This is a genomic window from Nocardia aurea, from assembly GCF_003123685.1.
In the GTDB taxonomy this organism is placed as follows: Bacteria; Actinomycetota; Actinomycetes; order Mycobacteriales; family Mycobacteriaceae; genus Nocardia; species Nocardia aurea.
In genome coordinates this window covers 86,365-109,769 of sequence record NZ_QCYJ01000005.1, presented here as the reverse complement: position 1 = coordinate 109,769, position 23,405 = coordinate 86,365, and the positions used below count along the sequence as shown (strand labels likewise).

Sequence of the window (23,405 nt, the reverse complement as noted above, 5' to 3'; positions counted from 1 at the left end):
CCTGTTTCAGCCTGGTAGAGGGCCCCGATCGGAATTCCGGTCGGGGCCCTTTCTCGTGCCGGGTCCCGATGACCGTCCGAGCCGGTGGGACGCGGCTGTTGCAATAGGCAGGTAAATACCTGCATAATTGCGGGGTGAGTGGCGAGGCGACAGAGATGGACTCGGTTTTCAAGGCGCTGGCCGATTCGACTCGGCGGCGACTGCTCGATCGGCTGCGCGAACACAACGGGCAGACCCTGCGCGAATTGTGCGAGAGCGTGGATATGGCGCGGCAGTCGGTGACGCAGCATCTCGACATCCTCGTGCGAGCCGGTCTCGTCACCGTCGTGCGGCGCGGGCGCGAACGGCTGCACTACCTCAATCCGGTGCCGATCCACGACATCGAACAGCGCTGGATCGCGATATTCGACCGGCCCCGCTTACAGATGATCAACGCCATCAAGAATCAGGCAGAGGAGTACGCCATGACCAGTGCATCCATACCGAGCTATGTCTACGTCACCTATATAAAGGCCAGTGCGGAACAGGTGTGGCAGGCCCTGACCGACGCCGATCTGACGGCGCGATACTGGGGGCACGCGAACGTGTCGGACTGGCAGCCGGGCTCGGACTGGGAGCACCGCCGCATCGACGGATCGGACAAGGTCGACGTCTTCGGCACGGTGCTCGAAGCCGAACCGCCCACCCGTCTCGTCGTCACCTTCGATGATGTCCCGGACGCGGACAAGACGCGGGAACCGTCGGTGGTCACCTTCCTCGTCGAACCGCACCGCGACATCGTCCGGTTGACCGTGACCCACGAGAAGTTCCCGAACGCCGATATGCGCGACGGTATCTCGCAGGGCTGGCCCGCCGTACTCGCCAACCTCAAATCGCTGCTGGAGACCGGACACGTCCTGCCGCAGGCGCCGTGGGAGATGACCGACTCGCACGCCTGACGATCACCGAAGGAAGCCGACATGTTCGACACCACCGCACTGCGCGCGGCCTACGACGCGCTGCTCGACGCCGCCGTCACCGTCGCGGACACCGCCACCGCGCCACCGCCGGGCGAATGGAACGCCGACCAGATCCTGGCGCACGTCACCCTCGTGGACGCCACGACCATCGGCGTGGTCGCCGCGGTCACCGCCGGATCCCACACCGTCTACGACACCCGCCTCACGCTCGACCCCTGGACCATCGACCGCGCCATCACCCTCGCCGGTGGCTCCGCCGGGCTCCGCGCCCGGATCAGCGGCCAAGCGGACGCCATGTGCGCACTGGTCGGCTCGTCGCTGAGCGAGACCGAACTCGACATCCCCGTATCGACCCGACTGCTGTCGGGTACCACGCTGCTGCTCGACCGCCCCGTTCCGCTGCGCGACATCATCACCGGCCTGACGGAAGTGGAACTACCCGGTCATACGAAACAGCTCATGGCCCTGCTCGTCGAACCGGTGGTGGTCACGGCCTGACGTTCGGCGCGGGAGTCGAGGGCGACCGGGTTTCTCTCCGGTGAACTGCCCTGTCGAAGCGGAACGGCCGGGGTGGATACGTATGTGCGTATCCACCCCGGCCGTTCTCGTGGCGGAGGATAGGGGATTTGAACCCCTGAGGGCGTTAACCCAACCCGCGTTCCAGGCGAGCGCCATAGGCCACTAGGCGAATCCTCCGTGGAGCAGCATAGCGGCTCCACCCCTCGACATGCCAAACCGGGGGTCGGGCTCGCAACCACGTCGCTCTGACCAGTGCGGACACGTTCGGTATGCCCCGGATTCGTACGGGGGATCGACAACCGGCTACACTTGCCGACGGATCCCGCGCGGCGCGCATCCTGTGAACTCCCCCAGGGCCGGAAGGCAGCAAGGGTCAACGGGCTCTGCCGGGTGCGCGGGGTCCCCTCAAATTTCCGGCACTCGGCCGATTCCCTCCCGTGAAGTTCGGGCAGTGAGGTTCAGGTAGCGAGGTTCGGGTCGCGAGGGCATCGGAGTCGGCCCGCATATACCCCCCACTTCGGAGCGAGGGCCGGGTAACGTGAACAGCGGTCCGCCGACGGTCGCCACAGGCTTCGGCCAGGACGTCGAAACACCCCCTTACGCTGCTTCGAAAGGCCTTTCAGGATGCCCCGGCAAACGCAAATCGGTGTGATGAGCCACGAGGAGCTCGTGTCCGAACACGAGACCCAGACCGCGAATTACGTGACGCTCCAGGCCGAAAAGCTCACGCTGGACCTGACGAGGGGGAAACCCTCGCCCGAACAACTGGATCTGTCGGCGGGGCTGTTATCGCTACCGGGTCCGGGCGACTACCGCGACGGCAGCGGGGTCGACTGCCGTAATTACGGTGGGCAGCACGGTCTCCCGGAGTTGCGCGCGATCTTCGGCGAACTGCTGAACATTCCGGTGGAGAACCTGATCGCGGGCAACAACGCGAGCCTGCAACTGATGCACGACGTCATCACCTACGCGATGCTGTACGGCACCGGTGATTCCGAGCGGCGCTGGGTCGAGGAACCGAAGATCAAGTGGCTGTGCCCGAGTCCGGGATACGACCGGCATTTCGCCATCACCGAGGCGCTCGGTTTCGAGATGATCCCGATTCCGATGCGCAACGACGGGCCCGACACCCACGCCATCGCCGAGCTGGTCGCCGCCGACCCGCAGATCAAAGGCCTGTGGGCGGTGCCGAACTACGCCAATCCGACCGGCACCGTCTACTCCGAATCCGTTGTCCGTGAACTGGTTTCGATGCGCGCCGCGGCGCCGGACTTCCGCTTGTTCTGGGACAACGCGTACGCGGTGCATCCGCTGACCGATACCGCCGAGCCCGTCATCGACGTTCTCGGACTCGCGGCGGCGGCCGGAAACCCCAACCGCCCCATCGTTTTCGCCTCCACCTCCAAGATCACCTTCGCGGGCTCGGGCGTCAGCTTCCTCGGTGCGTCGACCGCGAATCTGGACTGGTACCTGGGGCACGCGGCCAAGAGCAGTATCGGTCCGGACAAGATCAATCAGCTGCGGCACCTGCGCTTCTTCGGCGACGCCGAGGGGGTGCGGGCGCATATGCAGAAGCATCGCGAGATCCTCGAACCCAAGTTCGCGCTGGTGCGCAGGATTCTGGAGGACCGGCTCGGCGCGTCGAAGGTGGCGTCCTGGACCGAGCCGAAGGGCGGCTATTTCATCAGCCTCGACGTGCTGGAGGGCACCGCGGCTCGCGTGATCGCGCTGGCGAAGGACGCCGGAATCGCGCTCACCGCCGCCGGTTCGGCCTTCCCGTATCGGAACGACACCGAAGACAAGAATATTCGGATCGCGCCGAGTTTCCCGAAGCTGCCCGAACTGGAGAAGGCCATGGACGGCCTCGCGACCTGCGTGCTGCTCGCCGCGACCGAGAAGGCACTGGCGCAATAGCGGAAGAAACGGCGGGCCCCACCGGAACTCGGTGGGGCCCGCCGTTTTCGACCGGGATCAGCGTGGTTTGTGGGCCAGTACCGCGAACATGGTGACCGAGAGGTGGATATCGCCGGTCTCGGCCCCGCGGCGCAGGTCGGCGAGCAACTGATCGCGCTGGGCCTCGGTGATCGCGCCGCGCGCCACCGCCATCGCGGAAATCCTGGTGACCAGTGAGCCCGCGCCGACGGTGCGCTCCTGGACCAGTGCGTGCGAGCCGATATCGTCGATGACCAGGCCCGCCCTGGTGAGCAGGCCCGGCAGTCTGCGGCCCGAGCGCGGGTTGGTGGTGGCGGCGGCCAGGGTATCGATGACCTGTCGCACGACGGACAGTTCGCCCGGGTGCACGATCGCGGTGCCCCAGTCGACGTCGACCACGACGGTGCGACCGCCCGGACGCAGCACGCGGGCGATCTCGTTCGCCGCGCGCCCCGGCGCGGTCAGATGCTGGAACACGCGCTCGCAGAGCGCGGCGTCGAAGGTTTCGGCGCCGAACGGTATGCCGTAGGCGTCGCCGGAATGGAATTTCGCCGACGAACCCGCCTGTTCGGCCCGCCGCTCGGCGGAGGCCAGCAGATTGGGATCGGGTTCGACGCCGATGGCGGTGCCGGTCGGCCCGACGGCTTCGGCGAACGCGAGAACTTCGGAGCCGGTACCGGAGCCGATATCGACGGCGGATTCACCGAGTCGCAGGGCGAGCGCCTCGTGGGCCCAGGTGCGCAAGCGCCGGATGGCGGGCAGGGCGGCCTGCAGGTCGCGGACGTCGACCAATTGGTCCTGGCCCGCGCTGTCGAAGCGATCCGGTCGGGGGGAGTAAGTGTCCATGGGCCCGCGTCCGTCCCTGGTTATCGCCGTCGTCTGGGGCATGGCCGGTAGCCTACCGGGGGGCACAACGGCCCGCACGGCAGGGGTGTGAGCTGTGTCACGTTCCGGAGGCGGGTGGTGTGAGGTGGGTTGTCCGCTCGCGCGGCCGCGGTGCGATGATCGGATGTAGTCCGAGTGGCAACGGCGAAAGGATCCACGGTGACCGTCGAACTGTGTCTCGCGCAGGAACCGGAAGCGGACGAACTGCTCTCCACGGACCCCTTCGCGCTACTGACCGGAATGCTGCTGGATCAGCAATTCCCGCTCGAACACGCATTCCGCGGCCCCAAGAAAATCGCCGACCGGATGGACGGTTTCGCGATCGATAAGATCGCCGAGGCCGACCCCGAGGTTTTCGAAGAGTTGTGTGCGACACCGCCCGCCATCCATCGTTACGGCCGTTCCATGGCGCGCCGGACTCAGGAACTTGCCCGGTATGTCGTCGAGAATTACGGCGGCAGGACCGAGGCGATCTGGACCGAGGGCGATCCGGACGGCAAAGAGGTGCTGCGCCGGCTCAAGGCGCTGCCGGGTTACGGCGACCAGAAGGCACGAATCTTCTTGGCCCTGTTGGGAAAACAGCTCGGGGTGCGGCCCGCCGGGTGGGAGAAGGCGGCGGGCGCGTATTCGGAGAAGGGCTCACGTCGTTCGGCCGCTGACATCGTCGACGGTGAGTCGTTGCTCGAGGTTCGCGCTTTCAAAAAGCAGATGAAGGCGGCCGCGAAGGAAACGGCAGGAAAATAGGGTTTCCCGCGCGTTTGCGGGGTTCGAATCGCGCTGCGTTTTTTCCTCGTCTGCCCGGGAATTCTCGGTGATGCTTTCCCTCGAAAGCTGGACCGAGATGAGGGATTGCACGATCATGCGGATGAGGAAACTGGCCGTTGTGGCCGCATTGCTTACGGTGGCGACCGGTGTCGCCGCGGGGACTGCGGGAGCGGCACCCGAGGCGGCCGAACCCGCCTCCATCAATTTCACGGCGCGAGCCACCGACACCCAGTCGATCATCACCACCGACGCGGGCTCCATCGTCGTGGAGAACGACACCCTGAAGATCAAGGCCGCCGACGGCACCGTCGTCGCGGGCACCGAGCTGAAGTTCCGGGTCGACGAGTTCGAATTCCCGATCGCCGCCCAGATCGCGGGTAATTCCGCGACCCTGACCCCGCAGCTCGACGTCGCCCAGGCCGTGTACAAGCCGGTCGCGCTGCCCTACGAGGACAAGGCGCCCTGGAAGAACGAGTACGACCGTGAGGTCGCGGCCTGGACCCGTCTGACCAGCACGATCGCCGCGGGCGCGACCATCGGCACGCTCGTCGGCGGTATCGCGGGCGGCGGCATCGGCTGCGTTGTCGGCGCGCTCACCGCGGGCACCGTCGCCGCGGCGACCATCGCGGGCCTGTTCGGTCCGTTCATCCCGGCCGCCGCAGTCGGCTGCCTCATCGGCGCCAGCACGGTCGGGTTCCTCGGCACGCTGCTCGGCCAGATCTTCGTGACGGCACCGGTCGCGATCGCCGCCGCGATCCAGTACTTCACCACGGTCAACACGCCGTTCCCGGCTCCGGCGAAGTGATCTGACCGGGAGGACTCTTCCTGGTTCGGAACAAACGGACGTCACCCGCTGTCCAAGACAGCGGGTGACGTCCGCTTTTGTTTGCGCACATGACGCTCCGCATCGGCACGACCGGAGGGGAACCCGGCCTGCGCTCCGGTGGCGTCGGGCGCGGTCGGGTGACGGTCACGTCGGATTCGTGGGAATCGCCGCACGACCCGGCCTATCCGGTCGCTAACCGGTGGACGCCCGCCGTGTCGCTTCCGTGACACGCCGTGGGATATTGCCGTGACCTGCGGAGATCATGTGGGCTTCCACACCGAAATCTGCCATTGTGTTGGTATACCGACCAACCGGGTGTTACCGTTTTTTTATGTCCAGCAACCGCCCCACCGCCCCGCGGGTCACCTACGTGACCGCCGCGCTGGGCCTGCGGTTGCCGTTGACTCGCGAACTGTGTTGTTCCTTCCGCTGCAGCTGAGCTGAGCACCCCCTTTCAGCTCCCGGCTGCCTCGTCGCCGTAGGTGTAGGCACGTCCCGTTTCGATTTCGGGACTTCAGCAAGGAATCTTCATATGGCCCTCCCCATCCTGGAGCGTCCCGCCTCGCGGGCCGCCACCGGTCGTGTCCGTGTCCAGCGTCCAGTCATCGCCCCCGAACTCCGTATCGCCGACAACCCCGCCGCGGCCGTGCTGCGGGCAGCGACCGGTGGCCCGGTCTCCCGCGACAATGCCGCGCGTACAACGGGTTTGAGTATCGCCACCGTCAATCGTCAAGTTTCCGCGCTGTTGGCCGCCGGACTGCTGCGCGAGCGACCGGACCTGACCGCTTCCGGAGCGGTGGGGCGTCCCCGGGTGCCCTTCGAGATCGATCACGAGGCGTACCTGACCCTCGGAATCCACATCGGCGCCGCCGTCACCAAGATCGTCGCGGCCGATCTGCGCGGCCGGATCCTCGGCGGACTCGCCATCGCCACCCCGCAGACCGGCCAGGAATTCGCGACCACCACCGTCGCCCGCAGCGCCAAGGCCTTCCTGCAGCGTTGGCATCGGCGCAAACCGCTGTGGGCCGGTGTCGCCATCGGCGGCCGGGTCGATCCGCTGACCGGCGTGGTCGATCACCCCAAACTGGAATGGCACGGCGCGCCCGTCGGCGCCGTCCTCGGCGAGGTGCTGGAACTGCCGGTTTCGGTGGCCCCGCACGTCGAGGCGATGGCCGCGTCCGAACTGCTGCTGCCGACGCCGGAACCGCGCGAAGGTCAGGAACGCGGTAGCAGCCTGTACTTCTACGTTCGTGAAACCGCCGGAATCGCGGTGACTCTGGACGGTCGGGTGCATACGCCGAGTAACGGTCCCGGTTCCATCGCGCATCTGCCGACCGGCTCGAATGTCGATTGCACCTGCGGCCGTCGCGGCTGCTTGGAGGTCACCGTCGGTGACCGGGCGCTGCACGCGCGGGCCGTCGGTCGCGGAATCATCCCCGCGTACAACGGAACCGCCGGGTCGACCATCTCCGATCTGTACCGGGCGGCCGAGGCCGGTTCCGAACCCGCGCGTGAGTTGCTCGCGGAGCGGGCGACGATGCTCGGGCACACGGTCGCGATGGTCAGGGACATGCTCAACCCGGATCGGGTCATCCTCGGCGGACAGGCGTTCACCGGCTACCGGCCCGCGGTCGCCCACGTGGCGAGTGCGTTCCGGCAGGGTTCGACGCTGCCGCCGACCGATATCCGGATCAGCGGATTCGGCGGCAAGGTGCAGGAATTCGCCGCCGTCGTCACCTCGGTGAGCGCGATCTACGCCGATCCGCTGGCCGCGATGCGCCGGCTGTCGCTCAACGACTGATACCGCCTCCGCAGACGGCAACGGCCGGGTCCGATCGGACCCGGCCGTTGCCGTTCCGTCTCAGTCGTGACCGAAGAGACCTTCCATCGCGGTGATGAAGTACGGGAAATGTCCGGCGAAGCGTTGCAGATTCGCGTCGCGCTCGAAACCGCCGAACCAGTACAGGCCGGGCTGGGAGTCGGCCGCCGGATTGAGGTCGCGGAAGACGCGGATCCAATTGTCGGCGCGACCGTTGACGACCGTGAACGGCAGCGCGCGGGAGAACACGGTCTCCTGATCGCTGTCCGGAATCTGTTCGCGCCGAGTCGCCTCGAGTCCGCGCTGCAAGGCCCGCACCCGGCCGGTGAGTTCGCGGCCGTAGCCGGTGCGCACGGGCAGATAGGTGGGCAGCAGGAAGACCGCGACACCGCCGATGGCGATGGCCACGCCGACCAGGGCGTGCCCGGCGGAGAAGGCGAGGCCGAGGGTCGCGGCGATACCCGCCACGATCAGCCCGCCGCCGATCAGGCGCGCCAGGCCCGGACCGGACCGATCGGCGAAGGCCCCGCGCTCGACGGCGTCCGCGATCATCGCCGCGCGGATCGCGTCGACCGAAACCCGGTCCGGCGCGCGTAGTTCACTGACGGTGACCGCGTCGACGCCATCGGGCAGCAGCGCGCCGTAGACGGCCTTCTCGTAGTCGCGCAGTTGATCGTCGACGGCATTGACCCTGGTGATCCGCCAGTCGTTACCCCCGGGGGTGCCGGTGGCCGCGCTGATCGGGGTGACCCAGATGTAGCGGCGTACCGCGAGATCCACCACGGTGGCGGCGATATCGATCGGATCGGCGTGCTCGTCGAGCAGCAGACCCGCCTCGCCGGGCAGGATGGCGTCGGGCGAGATGAATCGCACCTGGTCACCGTCGCGTTCCAGCGGGTCGGCGATATCGGATCCGGCCCCGGCCGAGGCGTTCTCGCGCCGGGCGCGCAGCACCACCGCGGCCAGTCCGGCGAGCACGGCCAGCAGGACGCCGAAGGCGAGCCACACCGGACCGGTCAGGGCGAAGGGGCCCGGTTCGTCCACGCGGATATCGGCGTTGGCTGGTACGGTCCCCGGCGGCAGTTGCAGCGTGAGGTCGATGGTGTCGCCCTTGCGCAGGTCCGTCTGTTCGAGATACAGCGCGCCGGTCGCCTCGACGCGAACATCGGCGCACGGCCGGATATTGCCCGGCGGGCCGAGTTTGCAGTCGACGATGCCCATCTCGAAACTCGGGGCGATCACCGAGGCGCTGATCGAGGCGATATCGGTGCTCATCACCCCGATCCAGTGGAAGACCTGGGTGCCCGGCGCGTTCCTGACGGTGTTGTGCAGGGAGTAGGTGAAGGTCGATTCGCCGGGGTTGGCGTCGATGGTGAACCGGTCACCGGCGACGGTCGCGGTGCCCGCGCCGGTGGTGTCGACATCGGTGACCTGGAAGACCCGCTCGACATCGTCGCTCACCTGTAGGCGCAGCGGCAGCGCCATCGTGAAGTGGCCGCCCTCGGGCACATTCACGGTCTCCACCACGTCGAGGACGCCCTCGCGGTTCAGGGTCAGATCCGCGGTGATCGTGACGCCCGAAGGGGCGGGCTGGGCGTACGCGGGCACGGCCGCCGCCATTCCAAGGCCTGCGAGAACAAGCGCGCTCGCGGCGGCCCCCCGAAATGTCAGCATGGCTGCCTACTCTAGACAAGTTGCTATCCTTCGTCAGCGGCACGGCGCGAGCGACGGGCCCGGCGGCAGCAGCGCAGCGTCACCACACGGGGGCCTGACGCGCGCTGCTGATACCAACACTGTCGGTGACCAATCGAGACGAGGGGGTACGGGGGAGTGACGCAACCACCGTACGGATCCGGACCGGTTCCACCCGGCGGGCGGCCGGGGCCGCCACCGGGATACGGCACACCGCCCGGATACGGTCAGCAGCCCGGGTACCGATCGCAGCCGGGATACGGTCAGCAGCCCGGGTACCGATCGCAGCCGGGATACGGTCAGCAGCCCGGATACGGGCAGCCCGGCAACCGGCCCGGATACGGTCCGCCGCCGGGTTACGGTTCGCCGCAGGGGTATCCGCCGTCCGGATACCGCCAGGGGATGCCTGCGCCCATGCCCTACGGTCCGCCCGGTCGTCCACCGCAGCGTCCGCGTAAACGCGGTGGCGGCGGCCTGTTGGCACTGCTGGTCGTGGTGATCGTGCTGGTGGCAGGCGGTTTGGTGCTCAACGCCGCGCGCAGCGTCGTCGACGATCCGTCCGCGGGTCCCGATCCGAGTCTGACCTTCCCGTCCGACGGCACCTCGGCATCGGCGGAAACCGCGAACAATCCGCTGCTCACCGATACCGACGCGACCCTGGTTCCGGCCCGTTGCAGCTACTCGCCGTGGGGCACCCAGGTCGAGACGGCACGCAAATTCTTCGACAGCGCCGCCGACTGCCTGGAGTCCGCGTGGAAACCGGTGCTCGCCGAAGCGGATCTGCCGTTCGAGCCGCCGACGGTGAACGTCAGCGCGAACACCACCGGTATCACTACCCCGTGCACCGGTTCCACCACGAATTTCGCCGCTTTCTACTGCCCGGCGAACAAGACCATCTACATGCCGATCAGTCAGTTGCAGACGGATCTGTTCAAGGACAACTGGGTCGTCTACCTGTCGGTGTTCGCGCACGAGTACGGACATCACGTGCAGGCCATGTCGGGCATCCTGCGCAAGGCCAATGCCGAACGGGTCGACGCCGGTACCCGCAGCGACCGAGGTCTCGAACTCTCGCGCCGCGTCGAATTGCAGGCCCAGTGCTTCAACGGCATGTACGTCGGCTCGTCTGCCGATGCGGGCTCGCTGACCAACTCGCAGATCACCATCGCCAAACGCGACGCCAACGGCCGAGGTGACGCGCCTTCCGACTCCCGCGATCACGGCACTCCGGAGAACAGCGGCGACTGGTTCGAACTCGGATTGGAGAAGAATCTGACCTCGCGGTGCAATACCTTCACCGCGTCGGCGGATTCGGTCGAATGAGCCCCGCCCGCCGCTGACCTGTAACGTGTTGCACTTCGGTCGATTCGAGTGTGAGGCGTTGCGATGGTCTGTTTCTTCGCGCGGGACGGGGACCAACTGGTCGCGCGGGAACTCGCGATCAGCCATTGGTCCGCTGATCAGCTGAGCGGTCCCGGCGTGTGCGGTGTGCTGGCACGGCGACTGGAGACGCACTGTCCGGACGGATTCGTCCCGGCCCGGTTGACCGTCGACCTGTTCAGTCCGGTGAGCAATGTGCCGCTCGAGGTCGACAGCGACATCGTGCGCAGGGGCAGAAGGATCGCCGTCGCGGACGCGTCCATCGCCCAGGGCGGCAAGACGCGGGTCCGCGCGACGGCGGTATTCCTCGCCACCGGGACCGAGCCGCCGGGCCGGGTGTGGAGTCCGACGCCGGATCTGCCCATGCCGCCGCCCGGGTGCGTGTCCCCGAACGGGGCGCCGCCGCTGTTCAAGAGCGGCGATCGGGACTGGAGCGGCGATTTCACCGTGAACCAGAACGCCGACCGCAAGATCTCCTGGCACGCCATGCCCGCACTCGTCGAGGACGAGCCGCTGACACCGTTCCAGCACGCGGCGATGGTGGGCGACACCACCAATCACATCTGTCACTGGGGTTCGGAGGGCGCGGGCTATATCAACGCCGATATGACCCTGACCCTCGCGCGGCTGCCGACCGGTTTCGAACTGGGGCTGCGCGCCGACAACATCATTGCCGCCGACGGGATCTCGATCGGCACCGCGACCCTCTACGATCGCGCGGGCCAGCTCGGAACCTGCGTGGTGAGCACGTTGTCGAACGCCCGGCGTCAGATCGACTACTCGCGGTTCCGGGTGTCCGAGCGCGCGGGCTGATCCACGTCGGCGCTCCGGACCTCTGGCGATGATCCCGTGGCGGTGACCGGAGGTACGGTCCCGGTGTCGAGGTAGCGGTGGGTCGCGTCGTACACATCGCGCTGATAGGCGCGGTCGCGGGAACGGGCCGACGACAACGTCACCCGTCCGGTGTCCACGGCGCGGACCGCGCGGATATAGCTGCCGCCGGGGTGCGCGACCGGTCGCGTGGCGACCGCGACCACCGTGCGCGCGCAACGGTGCGGGGATGTCATCAAGGGCGCGCCGAAGAGGCCGATCACCCGCAGTGATCCGCCCGCGCTGCGCTGGAATCCGGTCCGCACGGCACCGGGATCCACCGCGTACACCAGCGCTCGTTCGCCCCATCGCTCGGCCAGCGCGTAGGTGTAGGCGAGGTTGAGGAGTTTGCTCGCGGCGTACGCGCGCAGCTGCGTCCAGTCGCTCGGATACGCCCAGTCCTGCGCCGGGCGGGCCCGGGCTTCCAGGTACGAGGTCATCATGATCACGCGCGCGGGGGAATCCGACCGTCCGCGAGCCGATTCCAGCAGTGGTCCGAGATCCCGGGTGAGTTCGGCGACCGCCAGATGGTTGACGGCTACCGTCCGTTCGACACCGTCCGGGGTGAGCCGTCGCCGGTCGAAGGCGGCGCCGGCGTTGTTCACCAGGACGTCGAGACCATCCGGGGCGGCGCCGCGCACCTGTTCGACCAGGCGAGCAACCCCGGCCCGCGTGTCGAGGTCGGCGTCGAGTGGAACGAGACGACCCGGCACGTCGCCCATCCGCGCGGTGGCTTCCCGCGCACGCTCCGCGCTACGCCCGTGCACCAGGACGGTCCACCCGAGGCCTGCCAGGGAAGAGGCGACCGAGAATCCGATACCGCCGGTCGCTCCAGTCACCAAGGCGGTCGAGGCCGGTGGGACCGTCGATCGGTTCGTTGTGTCCATTGCTCTCATTGTGGGAGCCCAGAATGGAATGCCAATACCAAAAATCGAGTACGGAGAAGCCGATGCCAGCATCCGTCGACGCGCTGACCGCCAAAGGACTGCGTACCCGGACCAGAATCGTCGATACCGCCACCCGCCTGATCCTCGCGAACGGCGCGCACGGCACGACGATGGAGGCGATCCAGCACGAGTCCGAGGTCAGTGCCTCGCAGCTCTACCACTACTTCGACAACAAACGGGATCTGCTGGCGGCGGTCATCCAGGCGAGTACCGAGATCGTGCTCGCCAACACCTGGCTGCTCGAGATGCGTTCGCTGCGGGATCTGCGCGCCTGGCGGGACGCGGTGGTCGACGCGGCGCGCGCGACCGGATGCCGCGTCGGTTGCCCGCTGGCATCGTTCGCCGAGGACATCCCGGATTCCGATCCGGAACTCCTCGAACTGGTGGCCGCCGGATTGCGTCGCCTGACCGCCGCCGTCGCCGCGGGCCTGACCGCGATGCGCGACGCGGGAGAACTGCTGTCCGACACCGACATCGATCGCTTGGCCCTGGTCGTGGTCACCGCCTACGAGGGTGGCATGCTCGTCTCCAGGGCGCAGCGCGCGCCCGAACCCTTGGAAGCGGCGCTCGACGCCGCCGTCGCCTGTGTCGAGGCGCGGGCGGCGGGCTAGCTCTCGTCCAAGCGGCGGGGCGAGTGTCCGTGCACGCCTTCGGCATACGCGGTTTCGGCGTGCAGCGCGAAATCGATGCCGGAGGTCTCGTCCTCCCGGCTGACGCGGAAGCCGACGACCTTGGCGACCCCGGTGCCGAGCGCGTAGGTGACCCCGAACGCGTAGGCCGCGACCGCGAGTACGGCGACGATCTGTTTGCCCAGCTGGGCGGGGCCGCCGCCGAAGAAGAGTCCTTCGACGCCGCCGGTCATCACCTCGGCGGCCAACAGGCCGATCAGCACGGTGCCGACCACGCCGCCCATGAAGTGCACGCCGACCACGTCGAGCGAATCGTCGTAGCCCGCCTTGTGTTTCCAGCCGACCGCGAACGAGCACACCACCCCCGCCGCGGTGCCGACGACGACGGCGCCGAGGGTGTTGACCGAACCGCAGGACGGGGTGATCGCGACCAGACCCGCCACCACGCCCGAGGCCGCGCCGAAGGTGGTCGGGCGTCCGTCGCGGACCTGTTCGACCGCGAGCCAGCCGAGCATGCCGAGACAGCCCGCGACCAGGGTGTTCAGGAAGACGGCCGCGGCGATACCGTCGGCGGCCAGCGCCGATCCGGCGTTGAATCCGAACCAGCCGAACCACAGCAGGCCCGCGCCGAGCAGGACGAAGGGCAGATTGTGCGGACGCATCGCGTCGATCTTGAAGCCGACGCGCGGGCCGAGCACCAGGGCCAGCGCGAGCGCGGAGGAGCCCGACGCGACCTCGACGACCAGACCGCCCGCGTAATCGAGTGCGCCGAACGACATCAGCCAGCCGTCGGGCCCCCACACCCAGTGCGCGATCGGCACGTAGACCACCAGCGTCCAGAGCGGGACGAACACCATCCACCCGGCGAATTTCGCCCGGTCCGCGATAGCGCCGCTGACCAGCGCGACCGTCAGCACGGCGAAGGTCAGCTGGAAGGTCGCGAACAGCAGCTCCGGCACCCCGCCGTGCGCGGTCTCGTGCACGGTGTTCGGATCGATACCCGTCATGCCCGCGTGCGAGAGATCGCCGATGAGGCCGCCGCCCGCGTCGTCGCCGAAGGCGAGGCTGTAACCGAGCAGCAGCCAGACGACGGTGACCAGCGGAATCGAGATGAAACTCATCATCAGCATGTTCAGCACACCGGTGGAGCGCACCATGCCGCCGTAGAAGATGGCCAGCGCGGGAGTCATCAGCAGCACCAGTGCCGTGCTCACGAGCAACCAGGCGGTGGCCGCGGGATCGATGGTCGGTGGCATGGAGACTCCTTCTGACACCTCGGGGCGTTGCAAGGAAGTTACCGAATCCGCACGACCGCCGAGCCGGACAGGTCGGCAGCGAGCGGGACTCAGGGCGGATCGCGCCTGAGCCGGTCCAGCCAGTCGGTGATCTCGTCCGGCCCCGGTGCGTCCCCGATCATGTCGAGGACCGCGTGTCCGACACAGGCCGCCGACAGCACGCGGTCCGCGCTCGCCTCCACCTCACCCCACGGCAGGAACGGTTTGGCGATCAACAGGGAGGCGATACCATGCGCGGCGGCCCAGAGTTCGAGGACGATGGGCGTCGGGTCGCCCGGGGTCATGACGCCCTCGTCCATGCATTCGCACACCGTCGTCGCGAACAGCCGGAACGCGCCGCTGCTCAGTACCCGGTCCACCGCGCCGCTCTCGGCCGTGGGCGCGGTGGCGACCCGGTACTGCGCCGGATGTTCCAGCGCGTAGCGAACGTAGGCCATGCCCTGGGCTCGTAGTCTGCTCATCGCGGACAGCGCGGGATCGCTCGCGGCGTGCATCGCGCCGGACAAATCTTCGAAGGCGCGGGCGACCACCGCCTCGATCAATTCGTCCTTGTCGGCGAAATGCCGGTAGATCGACGGCGCGCTGATGCCGACCATTCTGCCGACATCCCGGATCGACACCGCATCGGAATGCCCGGCGCTGGCGAGCAATTCAGCCGTGGCATCGAGGATTTCGGCACGGAGTCGAGCTCCGGAACCGCGCGGTGAACGTGGACGAGGTGATGCGGTCATAGGCGTGCGGCGGCGACCGGTTCGCGGTCGGGCTCTACCTCCTCCGACAGGCCGATGCGAGTGTGCAGACGCACCAGCGGTTTCGGTGCCCACCAGTTGAGCGGGCCGAGCAGTCGCATCAGGGCGGGGGCGAGCAGCCCTCGGATGATGGTCGCGTCGGCCAGGATAGTCAGGGTCAGACCCAGCCCCATCAACTGCATGAACGCCACTTTGGAAGTAATCATCGCGCCCATGACGATAGCCATCAGCACGGCGGCGGCGGTGAAAATGCGTCCGGTCCTCGCGACGCCGATGGCGACCGCACGGGTGTTGTCGTGGGTGAGCAGCCATTCCTCGCGGATGCGCGACAACAGGAAGACCTCGTAGTCCATCGAAAGGCCGAACGCGAGGCAGAACATCAGGATCGGCATGGTCGGCACCATGTGCCCGACCGGTGTGAAGCCGAGCAGACCCGACAGATGTCCGTCCTGGAAGATCCACACCATCGCGCCGAAGGCCGCGGCCAGCGACAGGGTGTTGAGCAGCAGCGCCTTGATCGGCAGCACCACGCTGCCGGTGAACAGGAACAGCACCACGAATGTCGTCAGCGCGATCAGCGCCAGCGCCAACGGCATTCGCGCGCCGAGCGCGGCGAGCGAGTCGGCGTTGACCGCGGCCGCGCCGCCGTAGAGCGCGGGCGCGGGCGCGTCGACGGCGCGGATCTCCGCGAGTTGGTCCTGTCCGCCGGGGGAGTAGGGATCCAGGCGGGTGGAGACGCTGAGGTAGGTGCCGGTGTCGTTGGACATGCCGGGCGGGGCCGGGGCGACGCGCTGGCCGTTGACGTACACACCGGCCGCGGAGAGCACCGCGGGCACGTCGTCGATGGTCGACAGCCGGGCGGCGTAGGCGCCGATCGCGGCGGTGTCACCCCGGTAGTCGTCGAGGACGACGGTGGTGACGGCTCCCGGATCGGCCTGCGGGAATTCCTCGCGCAGGGTGTCGCCGACCTGGTGTGCGGGCGCGCTCGTCGGCAGCACCCGGTCGTCGGGATAGCCGAATTTCACCGAGAGGAACGGTGATCCGAGGGCGAGCAGGATCGCGATGATGACGACCGAGACCGGCACGGCGTGGCGCATGACCCAATGGACCAGGCGGTACCAGCCGCTCTGCTCGGGAGTGATCGGGCCGGGGTGCGGATCGCGGCCGAACAAGCGACGCAGCGGAACGCGCAGATCGACGGCGTTGACCCGGTGTCCGAGCAGTACGAGCGCGGCGGGCAGCACCAGGATCGACGCGGCGGCGGCAGCGGCGACGACCGCGACGCCGGTGTAGGCGAAGGATTTGAGGAAGTAGAGGTTGAACACGCTCAGCACCGCCATCGACAGCGCGACGGTCAGCGCCGAGAACAGCACCGTGCGTCCGGCGGTCTGCACGGCCCGGATGGTGGCGGCGACGGGTTCGAGGCCGTTGCCCAGTTCCTCGCGATATCTGCTGACGATGAACAGGGCGTAATCGATGGCCAGTGCCAGGCCCATCGCGGTGGTCAGGTTCAGCGCGTAGATCGAGACATCGGTGAAGACCGTGAACAGGCGCAGGATCGCCAGCGTCACCGCGATGGCGAACAGGCCGATGATCAGCGGCAGGGAGGCCGCGACGAGACTGCCGAAGACCAGGACGAGCACGATCATCGACAGCGGTATCGCGACGGATTCGGCCACCGCGAGATCGCGCGTGGTCTGGGCGTTGACGTCGTGGTAGATCGCGGCGATTCCGCCCTGCCTGACCGTGACGCCGTCGGTGGTTCCGGTGAGCTCGTCGGCGAGATCACCCGCGACCCGCTGGATTTCGGTTTCGTCGCCGACCAGGTAGGCCACGATCAGGGCGCTCTTGCCGTCGGTGCCGCGCAGCGCCGAGGCCAGCGTGGGCGGCGCGGTCCAGTACGACCGGGTGCCGCGCACGTCCGATCGCGACCGCAGGGTGTCGACCAGGGACAGCCCCGCCGCGCGGGTGACGGGGTCGTCGGCGCCCGCCTCGGATTCGATCAGCAGGACGAAATTGGGGGCGGCGCCGTCGAAATCGTCGGCGAGCAACCGGGTGACCCGGGAGGATTCGGCGTCGTCGGAGGTGAATCCGCCGGATTTGAGATGACCGGCCGCGGTGGCGCCGAAGATGCCGCAGAACAGCGCGAAGGCCAGGGCCGCGGCGAGTACGGTACGCGGTCTTCCGGTGGCGAGTTGGGCGATTCTGGTCAGCATCCGAGGTCCCCTCCGTAGGTTAACGACGTTAGAGTAACGCTGTTAACCTATGAAAGTCGAGAGCTCGATCGGGTCAGCGGCGCGCCTGTTTGGCCAGTGCGCGCTGGCCGCGTCGGCCGGGAACGGGCATTCCGTCGACGATGTCGACCCATTCGGCAGTGCGGAGCCACAACTGCTGGGTCGTCGCGTCGGCGGTATCGAAGAACACGCGGCGGGCCCGGTCGTCGCGCAGTTCGTGCGCGACCGCCGACCAGCGCGGCGAGCGTCCGTGGCCCTCGCGGTATTCGGCGAGGAACCCCGCGACCAGCGTGCCGATGGAGTTCACCGGTCGCAGTGAGACCCGATTGCCGTACTTCGCGGCATGGAATCGCCGCCCCGCGCACAGCGACTGCGGATTGGCGTTGGAGGCGATCCATCCCGCGCGCTGGGCGCGTTCGATCAACCACAGGTGTTTGACCGCGCTCGGCGCGACGTCGCCGATTCGTTCCTGGATCAGCGCCATGACCGGTTCGGAGTTGAGGATGTCGCGCCGGATCGGGCCGGTGCCGTGTTCGGTCCAGTGCTCGTGCGCCAGGCGGGCGAGAGTGCGACCGAAATCGTCGATGCTGCGCTGGGCGCGGCGGCCGAGGCGTTCGATCCGCTCGGCCTCGTGGCGCATCTCGTTCTGCGCGGTCAGGGTGCGGATGGCGGCCATGGTCGGTACCTGGCCGCGTTCGAGTAGTTCCAGAATCGCCGAGGCGGTCGCCGGGTCGGCGGCCGCGGCCACCGGCAGTGAATCGCGTTTCAGCGCGAAATCTCGCGGACTGATGGCCCGGCTCAGCAGGTCGACCGCGATCGGGTCACCCGCGAAGTCGGTGCTGGAGAGCAGTGCGGTGGCGATGTCGTCACAAGACGGCACGTGGAACATTCCTCCGGAAGTCGGTGGGAGTTCGGCGATGACGCCCGAGGATCATGGGATTCCAGGTTGTGCCCCGGTCGGGATGAGGGACCGACCGGGGCCACCAACCTGATGAAGGTTTGGCTACCGAAGTTGCCGATAACCACGGTAGCCAGCAGCTTGCATGGATGTCACTGATGGTGATGGATTCGTTACATCCATTTCGACGCTCGAAAACGGGGAGCAAGTATGGCTAGCTCTGTTTATCCGTCGTTGAGAGTGCTTGCGTCGGAATCTGGTCGCCTCTTCTTTTGTGATTGCCAGTGGGTAGCCATCGCGAATGTGGTTCGAGTGCGGCGAAGAAGGCAACGTGAATTATGTGATCTATATCACTTATCCGGCCCGGCTCGGTCGTGTCGCACCGTGGCCGTCGGCGGAATGTTCTTTGTCGGCCCACGCCGGTAACCTCTGGCCGTGGCTCTGTACCGGAAGTACCGACCGGCAACGTTCGCTGAGGTAGTGGGTCAGGAGCACGTCACCGACCCTTTGAGTACCGCGCTCGACACCGGGCGGATCAGTCATGCCTATCTCTTCTCGGGACCGCGCGGCTGCGGTAAGACCTCCTCCGCGCGCATCCTCGCGCGCTCCCTCAACTGCGTGGAGGGCCCGACGTCGACACCGTGCGGCGTCTGCCCGTCCTGCGTCGCGCTCGGTCCCGGCGGTCCGGGCAACCTCGATGTGATCGAACTCGACGCCGCCAGCCACGGCGGTGTCGACGACACCCGCGAACTGCGTGATCGCGCGTTCTACGCGCCGGCGGAATCCCGGTACCGCGTGTTCATCGTCGATGAGGCGCACATGGTCAGCACCGCGGGGTTCAACGCGCTGCTCAAGATCGTCGAGGAGCCGCCGGCGCATCTGATCTTCATCTTCGCCACCACCGAACCGGACAAGGTGCTGCCGACGATTCGTTCGCGCACCCACCACTATCCGTTCCGGCTGCTGCCGCCGACGACGATGCACGGACTGCTCGCCCGCATCTGCGAACAGGAGAACGTACCGGTCGAAAACGCGGTGTACCCATTGGTGATTCGCGCGGGCGGCGGATCACCGCGTGACAGTCTCAGCGTGCTCGACCAACTGCTGGCGGGCGCGGGTCCGGAGGGCGTCACCTATACGCGGGCGGTATCGCTGCTCGGCGTCACCGATGTCGCGCTGATCGATGACGCGGTGCACGCGCTGGCCTCCGAGGACGGCGCCGCCCTGTTCGGCACCGTGGACCGGGTGATGGAGGCCGGGCACGATCCGCGTCGATTCGCGGTCGATCTGCTGGAACGCTTCCGGGATCTGATCCTGATGCGCGCGGTCCCGGACGCCACCGACCGCGGTCTGGTCTCCGGCCCCGGTGACGTACTCGCGCGGATGAACGAACAGGCCGAACGCATCGGCCCCGCCACCCTGACCCGCTACGCGGAATTGCTGCACGAGGGTCTCGGCGAGATGCGCGGAGCCACCGCCCCGCGCCTGCTCCTCGAGATCGTGTGCGCCCGCATGCTGCTGCCCTCGGTCGCCGACACCGAATCCGCCACCCTCCAACGCCTGGAGCGCCTCGAGCGTGGTGTCGCCACCGGTGCGATCGCCCCCGCCGCCGCCTCCGCTCCCGCCGCGGATTCCCCCGCGGCGCCCGCCGCGCGCCCGGCGCCCGCCGAGCCCGGCCGCCGCCGTGGGGCGGAAGTCCTCGCGGCGGTGCGGGAAGGCAAGACAAGGGGTGGGGCGGGCACCTCGGCCGCCGGGGAAGGGGACCGGAGTCGCGACGAGGCGCCGTCGCGGGACGCGGGTTCCGGAACCGTCGATACTTCGAGTCGCGAGCCCAGCGAGGGCGCGATCGCGCCGAGCGGGTCGCCGAGCGGGTCGCCGAGCGGTTCGCCGAGCGGGTCGCCGAGCGGGTCGCCGAGCGGTTCGCCGAGCGGGTCGCCGAGCGGGTCGCCGAGCGGGTCGCCGAGCGGGTCGCCGAGCGGGTCGCCGAGCGGGTCGCCGAGCGGGTCGCCGAGCGGGTCGCCGAGCGGGTCGCCGAGCGGGTCGCCGAGCGGGTCGCCGAGCGGGAGTGGTTCCGATGTTCCTGTCGCCGTCGAGGGCGACGAGGCGGCGGGGCGGGGATCAGCGGGTGCCGAGGTAAGCGTGGTGCGGCGACCGGTCGACGATTCTCAGGGGCGCGCCGGGGCGGAAGTCTCGCGGGTGTCGCCGGGTGCGGAGGATTCGCGGGGGCGGCGATCCGACGACGGGACGGCCTCCGATCTTGTGGACGTTGGGACCGGTGGTCGCGCGGTAGGGGACGCGCGGGGTGGTCCCGATGGCGCCGCCGAGGAGCGTTCGGCCCGAGCGGACGAAGGTGCGAGCGGCGGCGTGCCGAATTCCCCCCCGGCCGACGAGCGGACCGCCGGAGCGGCGGACGGCGAGGGCAGCGAGCGACGCGGTGTGAGCGGACCGGCCGTCGATCGACGTGGTGGTCAGGATGTTTCCGATCTCAGCGGGCCGGAGGGCGCTACCGCCGACTCGTCCGGAGTCCCCACGGCGACAGCTGTTTCCGAGGCGGGGCGGACGCGGCCGCAAGTGAGCGGGCAGCCGGGCGAACCCGAGCGGCGCACGGTGGCGGCCGGTGCGGCCTCCGGGTCGGACGCGGCATCGGTTGCCGCACCGTCGCCGGCGGCGGGAGCCGGGTCGGAAGCGGAGCTGTTGCGGGCGGTCGAAGAGGCGTGGGGCGATATCCGCGCGAAGGTGCGCGAGTTCGGGGCTGCGGTGCACGCGCTGCTGTCGGGTGCCTCGGTGTCGCGAATCGAGGGTGATGTCATCGTCTTCGCGCATCAGCACGCGCCGCTGGCCGAGCGGCTTTCCGGCGCGCAGAATCTGGCGGCGGTGCAGTCCGCGGTGCGCGCGGTGCTCGGTCGCGATCACGCGGTGCGCTGGGAAGTGGGGAGCGCGTCGGCGCGTCCGGCGGCGGCGCAGGCCGGTGGCAGGGGGCGCGGTGCCGCGGCGCCGCAGCAGCGGGTTCCGGCGAGCCGTGGCCAAGCGCCGCCGAACGGTCGCGGTGTCGACGCGCCGAACGGCGGCGGTGCGGACCCGAACGGCAGGAAGGCCGCCGCGCCCGCCGCGCCGCGGTTCTCGCGGCCGAGTCAGGCCAACAAGGCGCCCGAACCGTCCGGTGGTGGGCCTCGGACCGGGTCGGAGTCGCGATCGTTCGTGGGCGAGGACGATATCCCGCCGCCGGACTTCCCCGATCTGCCCGACGATCCCGGACCGGGTGATTACCCGCCCCCGGATCCGGGGGCGGCCTACGAAACCTCCGGTGGAGCGGGCTCGGCCGTGTCGCGGCCGCCGACGCCGGAGGAGGAGCAGGAGATGCTCGACGCCGCCGCGGTACCCGTCGCGCCGGAAGACCGGCGTGACCCGGACGAGGTCGCTCTGGAGTTGCTCCGCAGTGAGCTCGGTGCCACACGCCTGGATGGTTGACAACCACCGCCTCGAGGACGTTAAGTTAACCGGAGTTCGCACACCACGGTAGTATGGGGCGTGTGGGCGCGAGCTCCGGTCCGGCGAGGTTCGATGTGATGCCCGTGTACGCGGGTACCGGGAACGTGTGCCGGTCGTTGCGTGCCGTGTTTTGTACAGCGTTAGAACGGTCGGTCCCGGGGCCGGTCGGCGAGGTCAGCCGTGTCCGCGTGCCATGCGCGGTGCGCGGTGCAAAGAGCGCTCGGGCGGGCGAGAGCCCGGCCGCCGCACCCTAAGGAAGGAAACACTCCACATGACCACAGAGGCCTACATTTACGAGGCCATCCGCACCCCGCGCGGACGCGGCAAGAAGAACGGTTCGCTGCACTCGGTCAAGCCGATCGACCTGACCGTTGGTCTGATCCAGGAGCTGCGCGGTCGTTTCCCGAACCTCGACGAGGACCGGATCTCCGATCTCATCCTCGGCGTCGTGATGCCGGTGGGTGACCAGGGCGCCGATATCGCCCGCACCGCGGTGACCGCGGCGGGCCTGCCCGACACCGTCGGCGGCTTCCAGTTGAACCGCTTCTGCGCTTCCGGCCTCGAGGCCGTCAACCTGGCCGCCCAGAAGGTGCGCTCGGGCTTCGATGATCTGGTGCTGGCCGGTGGCGTCGAATCCATGTCGCGCGTGCCCATGGGCTCCGACGGCGGCGCCTGGCTGCTCGATCCGGCCACCAACTACGACACCTACTTCGTGCCGCAGGGTGTTTCCGCCGACCTGATCGCCACCATCGAGGGTTTCACCCGCGATGACGTCGACGCCTACGCGGTGCGCTCGCAGGAACTGGCGGCCGCGGCCACCACCGGCGGCTACTTCGCCAAGTCGATCGTTCCGGTCAAGGACCAGAACGGTCTGATCGTGCTCGACAACGACGAGCACATGCGTCCCGGCACCACCGCCGCGGATCTGGGCAAGCTGACCCCGTCCTTCGCCGGTGTCGGTGAAGTCGGCGGCTTCGACGCCGTCGCGCTGCAGAAGTTCCACTTCGTGGAGAAGATCGACCACGTCCACCACGGTGGCAACAGCTCGGGCATCGTCGACGGCGCCGCGCTGGTGCTCGTCGGCACCGAAGAGGCGGGCAAGGCCTCGGGCCTGACCGCGCGCGCCCGCGTCGTCGCGACCGCCACCAGTGGCGCCGACTCCACCATCATGCTGACCGGTCCCACCCCGGCCGCCAAGAAGGCGCTGGCCAAGGCGGGTCTGACCCTCGACGACATCGACCTGGTCGAGATCAACGAGGCGTTCGCCTCCGTGGTGCTGAAGTTCCAGAAGGATCTGAACATCCCGGACGAGAAGCTGAACGTCAACGGTGGCGCCATCGCGATGGGCCACCCGCTGGGCGCCACCGGCGCGATGATCACCGGCACCATGATCGACGAGCTCGAGCGCCGCAACGGCCGCTACGCGCTCATCACGCTGTGCATCGGCGGCGGCATGGGCGTCGCGACCATCATCGAACGCGTCTGATCCCCACCGACTTTTCTTCACAAGGAGACAC

18 protein-coding genes, 1 tRNA gene and 1 other RNA gene are annotated in these 23,405 nt (G+C 68.4%); 12 read left to right on the top strand and 8 right to left on the bottom strand.

The window, feature by feature from the left end; translation table 11 throughout:
- Positions 1-155 precede the first annotated feature (155 nt).
- Together DAT37_RS01205 and DAT37_RS01200 are read left to right on the top strand one after the other, a co-directional pair.
- The gene (locus DAT37_RS01205) at positions 156-938 is read left to right on the top strand and encodes an ArsR/SmtB family transcription factor (protein WP_109522786.1); all 783 of its coding nucleotides are present in this window, start codon (positions 156-158) and stop codon (positions 936-938) included.
- A gap of 21 nt (positions 939-959) precedes the next feature.
- A complete protein-coding gene (locus DAT37_RS01200; RefSeq protein WP_109522785.1) occupies positions 960-1,457 on the top strand; it encodes a hypothetical protein in 498 nt (165 codons plus the stop codon).
- 110 nt (positions 1,458-1,567) lie between these two features.
- Here DAT37_RS01200 and DAT37_RS01195 read toward each other — a convergent pair.
- Positions 1,568-1,655, bottom strand: a tRNA-Ser gene (locus DAT37_RS01195).
- A 137-nt stretch (positions 1,656-1,792) separates the two neighbouring features.
- Between DAT37_RS01195 and ffs the strand changes: the two genes are divergently transcribed.
- Together ffs and DAT37_RS01185 are read left to right on the top strand one after the other, a co-directional pair.
- An RNA gene (ffs, locus tag DAT37_RS01190) (signal recognition particle sRNA small type) lies at positions 1,793-1,887 on the top strand.
- A gap of 215 nt (positions 1,888-2,102) precedes the next feature.
- Positions 2,103-3,392 (top strand): aminotransferase class I/II-fold pyridoxal phosphate-dependent enzyme, encoded by a 1,290-nt coding sequence (locus tag DAT37_RS01185; RefSeq protein ID WP_109522784.1) that lies wholly within the window; start codon positions 2,103-2,105, stop codon positions 3,390-3,392.
- Positions 3,393-3,449: 57 nt separating this feature from the next.
- Here the strand turns inward: DAT37_RS01185 and DAT37_RS01180 are convergent, their stop codons facing one another.
- Positions 3,450-4,298 (bottom strand): methyltransferase domain-containing protein, encoded by an 849-nt coding sequence (locus DAT37_RS01180; protein WP_408637354.1) that lies wholly within the window; start codon positions 4,296-4,298, stop codon positions 3,450-3,452.
- A 156-nt stretch (positions 4,299-4,454) separates the two neighbouring features.
- Between DAT37_RS01180 and DAT37_RS01175 the strand changes: the two genes are divergently transcribed.
- The 3 genes from DAT37_RS01175 (at position 4,455) to DAT37_RS01165 (ending at position 7,687) form a co-directional block, all read left to right on the top strand.
- A complete protein-coding gene (locus DAT37_RS01175; RefSeq protein WP_109522782.1) occupies positions 4,455-5,039 on the top strand; it encodes an HhH-GPD-type base excision DNA repair protein in 585 nt (194 codons plus the stop codon).
- 115 nt (positions 5,040-5,154) lie between these two features.
- A complete protein-coding gene (locus DAT37_RS01170; RefSeq protein ID WP_109522781.1) occupies positions 5,155-5,865 on the top strand; it encodes a hypothetical protein in 711 nt (236 codons plus the stop codon).
- A gap of 553 nt (positions 5,866-6,418) precedes the next feature.
- Complete coding sequence (locus tag DAT37_RS01165) at positions 6,419-7,687, top strand: ROK family transcriptional regulator (RefSeq protein WP_109522780.1); 1,269 nt, start codon at positions 6,419-6,421, stop codon at positions 7,685-7,687.
- Between the two features lie 60 nt (positions 7,688-7,747).
- Here the strand turns inward: DAT37_RS01165 and DAT37_RS01160 are convergent, their stop codons facing one another.
- Entirely contained in the window at positions 7,748-9,379 is a 1,632-nt protein-coding gene (locus DAT37_RS01160; protein ID WP_109522779.1) for a DUF2207 family protein, read from the bottom strand.
- A 156-nt stretch (positions 9,380-9,535) separates the two neighbouring features.
- On the opposite strand from DAT37_RS01160, the gene DAT37_RS01155 reads away from it, so the two are divergent.
- Positions 9,536-10,720 carry a neutral zinc metallopeptidase gene (locus DAT37_RS01155; RefSeq protein WP_232839422.1) on the top strand — a complete coding sequence of 395 codons (1,185 nt, stop codon included), beginning with the start codon at positions 9,536-9,538 and terminating at the stop codon, positions 10,718-10,720.
- A 63-nt stretch (positions 10,721-10,783) separates the two neighbouring features.
- On the top strand, positions 10,784-11,590 hold the full coding sequence (locus DAT37_RS01150; protein WP_109522777.1) for an acyl-CoA thioesterase domain-containing protein: 807 nt from the start codon (positions 10,784-10,786) through the stop codon (positions 11,588-11,590).
- On the opposite strand, the gene DAT37_RS01145 is transcribed toward DAT37_RS01150, so the two are convergent.
- Positions 11,554-12,534, bottom strand: a complete 981-nt coding sequence (locus DAT37_RS01145) for an SDR family NAD(P)-dependent oxidoreductase (protein WP_157978236.1) — start codon at positions 12,532-12,534, stop codon at positions 11,554-11,556. The two genes, DAT37_RS01150 and DAT37_RS01145, sit on opposite strands and share 37 nt — an antisense overlap.
- 62 nt (positions 12,535-12,596) lie before the next feature.
- On the opposite strand from DAT37_RS01145, the gene DAT37_RS43770 reads away from it, so the two are divergent.
- Positions 12,597-13,205 (top strand): TetR/AcrR family transcriptional regulator, encoded by a 609-nt coding sequence (locus DAT37_RS43770; protein ID WP_198654035.1) that lies wholly within the window; start codon positions 12,597-12,599, stop codon positions 13,203-13,205.
- Here the strand turns inward: DAT37_RS43770 and DAT37_RS01135 are convergent.
- The 4 genes from DAT37_RS01135 to DAT37_RS01120 form a co-directional block, all read right to left on the bottom strand.
- Positions 13,202-14,479 carry an ammonium transporter gene (locus DAT37_RS01135; RefSeq protein WP_109522775.1) on the bottom strand — a complete coding sequence of 426 codons (1,278 nt, stop codon included), beginning with the start codon at positions 14,477-14,479 and terminating at the stop codon, positions 13,202-13,204. The genes DAT37_RS43770 and DAT37_RS01135 overlap by 4 nt on opposite strands.
- A gap of 89 nt (positions 14,480-14,568) precedes the next feature.
- Positions 14,569-15,249, bottom strand: coding sequence for a TetR/AcrR family transcriptional regulator (locus tag DAT37_RS01130; RefSeq protein WP_109522774.1), 681 nt, complete (start codon positions 15,247-15,249; stop codon positions 14,569-14,571).
- Positions 15,246-17,483: an MMPL family transporter gene (locus DAT37_RS01125; RefSeq protein WP_109522773.1), complete on the bottom strand. Its 2,238-nt coding sequence runs from the start codon at positions 17,481-17,483 to the stop codon at positions 15,246-15,248. The genes DAT37_RS01130 and DAT37_RS01125 overlap by 4 nt, the downstream gene beginning before the upstream one ends.
- A gap of 73 nt (positions 17,484-17,556) precedes the next feature.
- Positions 17,557-18,390, bottom strand: coding sequence for a hypothetical protein (locus DAT37_RS01120; RefSeq protein ID WP_232839421.1), 834 nt, complete (start codon positions 18,388-18,390; stop codon positions 17,557-17,559).
- A 444-nt stretch (positions 18,391-18,834) separates the two neighbouring features.
- Between DAT37_RS01120 and DAT37_RS46330 the strand changes: the two genes are divergently transcribed.
- Together DAT37_RS46330 and DAT37_RS01110 are read left to right on the top strand one after the other, a co-directional pair.
- Positions 18,835-21,867, top strand: coding sequence for a DNA polymerase III subunit gamma and tau (locus DAT37_RS46330; RefSeq protein WP_408637353.1), 3,033 nt, complete (start codon positions 18,835-18,837; stop codon positions 21,865-21,867).
- A 292-nt stretch (positions 21,868-22,159) separates the two neighbouring features.
- On the top strand, positions 22,160-23,374 hold the full coding sequence (locus tag DAT37_RS01110) for an acetyl-CoA C-acetyltransferase (RefSeq protein WP_109522772.1): 1,215 nt from the start codon (positions 22,160-22,162) through the stop codon (positions 23,372-23,374).
- Positions 23,375-23,405: the final 31 nt, after the last annotated feature.

Excerpts from the sequence above, each read along its gene's own strand:
- DAT37_RS01165 (WP_109522780.1), top strand. The coding sequence starts at position 6,419 with ATGGCCCTCCCCATCCTGGAGCGTCCCGCCTCGCGGGCCGCCACCGGT.
- DAT37_RS43770 (WP_198654035.1), top strand. The coding sequence starts at position 12,597 with ATGCCAGCATCCGTCGACGCGCTGACCGCCAAAGGACTGCGTACCCGG.
- DAT37_RS01185 (WP_109522784.1), top strand. The coding sequence starts at position 2,103 with ATGCCCCGGCAAACGCAAATCGGTGTGATGAGCCACGAGGAGCTCGTG.
- DAT37_RS01145 (WP_157978236.1), bottom strand. The coding sequence starts at position 12,534 with ATGGACACAACGAACCGATCGACGGTCCCACCGGCCTCGACCGCCTTG.
- DAT37_RS01200 (WP_109522785.1), top strand. The coding sequence starts at position 960 with ATGTTCGACACCACCGCACTGCGCGCGGCCTACGACGCGCTGCTCGAC.
- DAT37_RS01205 (WP_109522786.1), top strand. The coding sequence starts at position 156 with ATGGACTCGGTTTTCAAGGCGCTGGCCGATTCGACTCGGCGGCGACTG.
- DAT37_RS01180 (WP_408637354.1), bottom strand. The coding sequence starts at position 4,298 with ATGCCCCAGACGACGGCGATAACCAGGGACGGACGCGGGCCCATGGAC.
- DAT37_RS01170 (WP_109522781.1), top strand. The coding sequence starts at position 5,155 with ATGCGGATGAGGAAACTGGCCGTTGTGGCCGCATTGCTTACGGTGGCG.
- DAT37_RS01110 (WP_109522772.1), top strand. The coding sequence starts at position 22,160 with ATGACCACAGAGGCCTACATTTACGAGGCCATCCGCACCCCGCGCGGA.
- DAT37_RS01130 (WP_109522774.1), bottom strand. The coding sequence starts at position 15,249 with ATGACCGCATCACCTCGTCCACGTTCACCGCGCGGTTCCGGAGCTCGA.
- DAT37_RS01120 (WP_232839421.1), bottom strand. The coding sequence starts at position 18,390 with ATGTTCCACGTGCCGTCTTGTGACGACATCGCCACCGCACTGCTCTCC.
- DAT37_RS01135 (WP_109522775.1), bottom strand. The coding sequence starts at position 14,479 with ATGCCACCGACCATCGATCCCGCGGCCACCGCCTGGTTGCTCGTGAGC.
- DAT37_RS01150 (WP_109522777.1), top strand. The coding sequence starts at position 10,784 with ATGGTCTGTTTCTTCGCGCGGGACGGGGACCAACTGGTCGCGCGGGAA.
- DAT37_RS01160 (WP_109522779.1), bottom strand. The coding sequence starts at position 9,379 with ATGCTGACATTTCGGGGGGCCGCCGCGAGCGCGCTTGTTCTCGCAGGC.
- DAT37_RS01125 (WP_109522773.1), bottom strand. The coding sequence starts at position 17,483 with ATGCTGACCAGAATCGCCCAACTCGCCACCGGAAGACCGCGTACCGTA.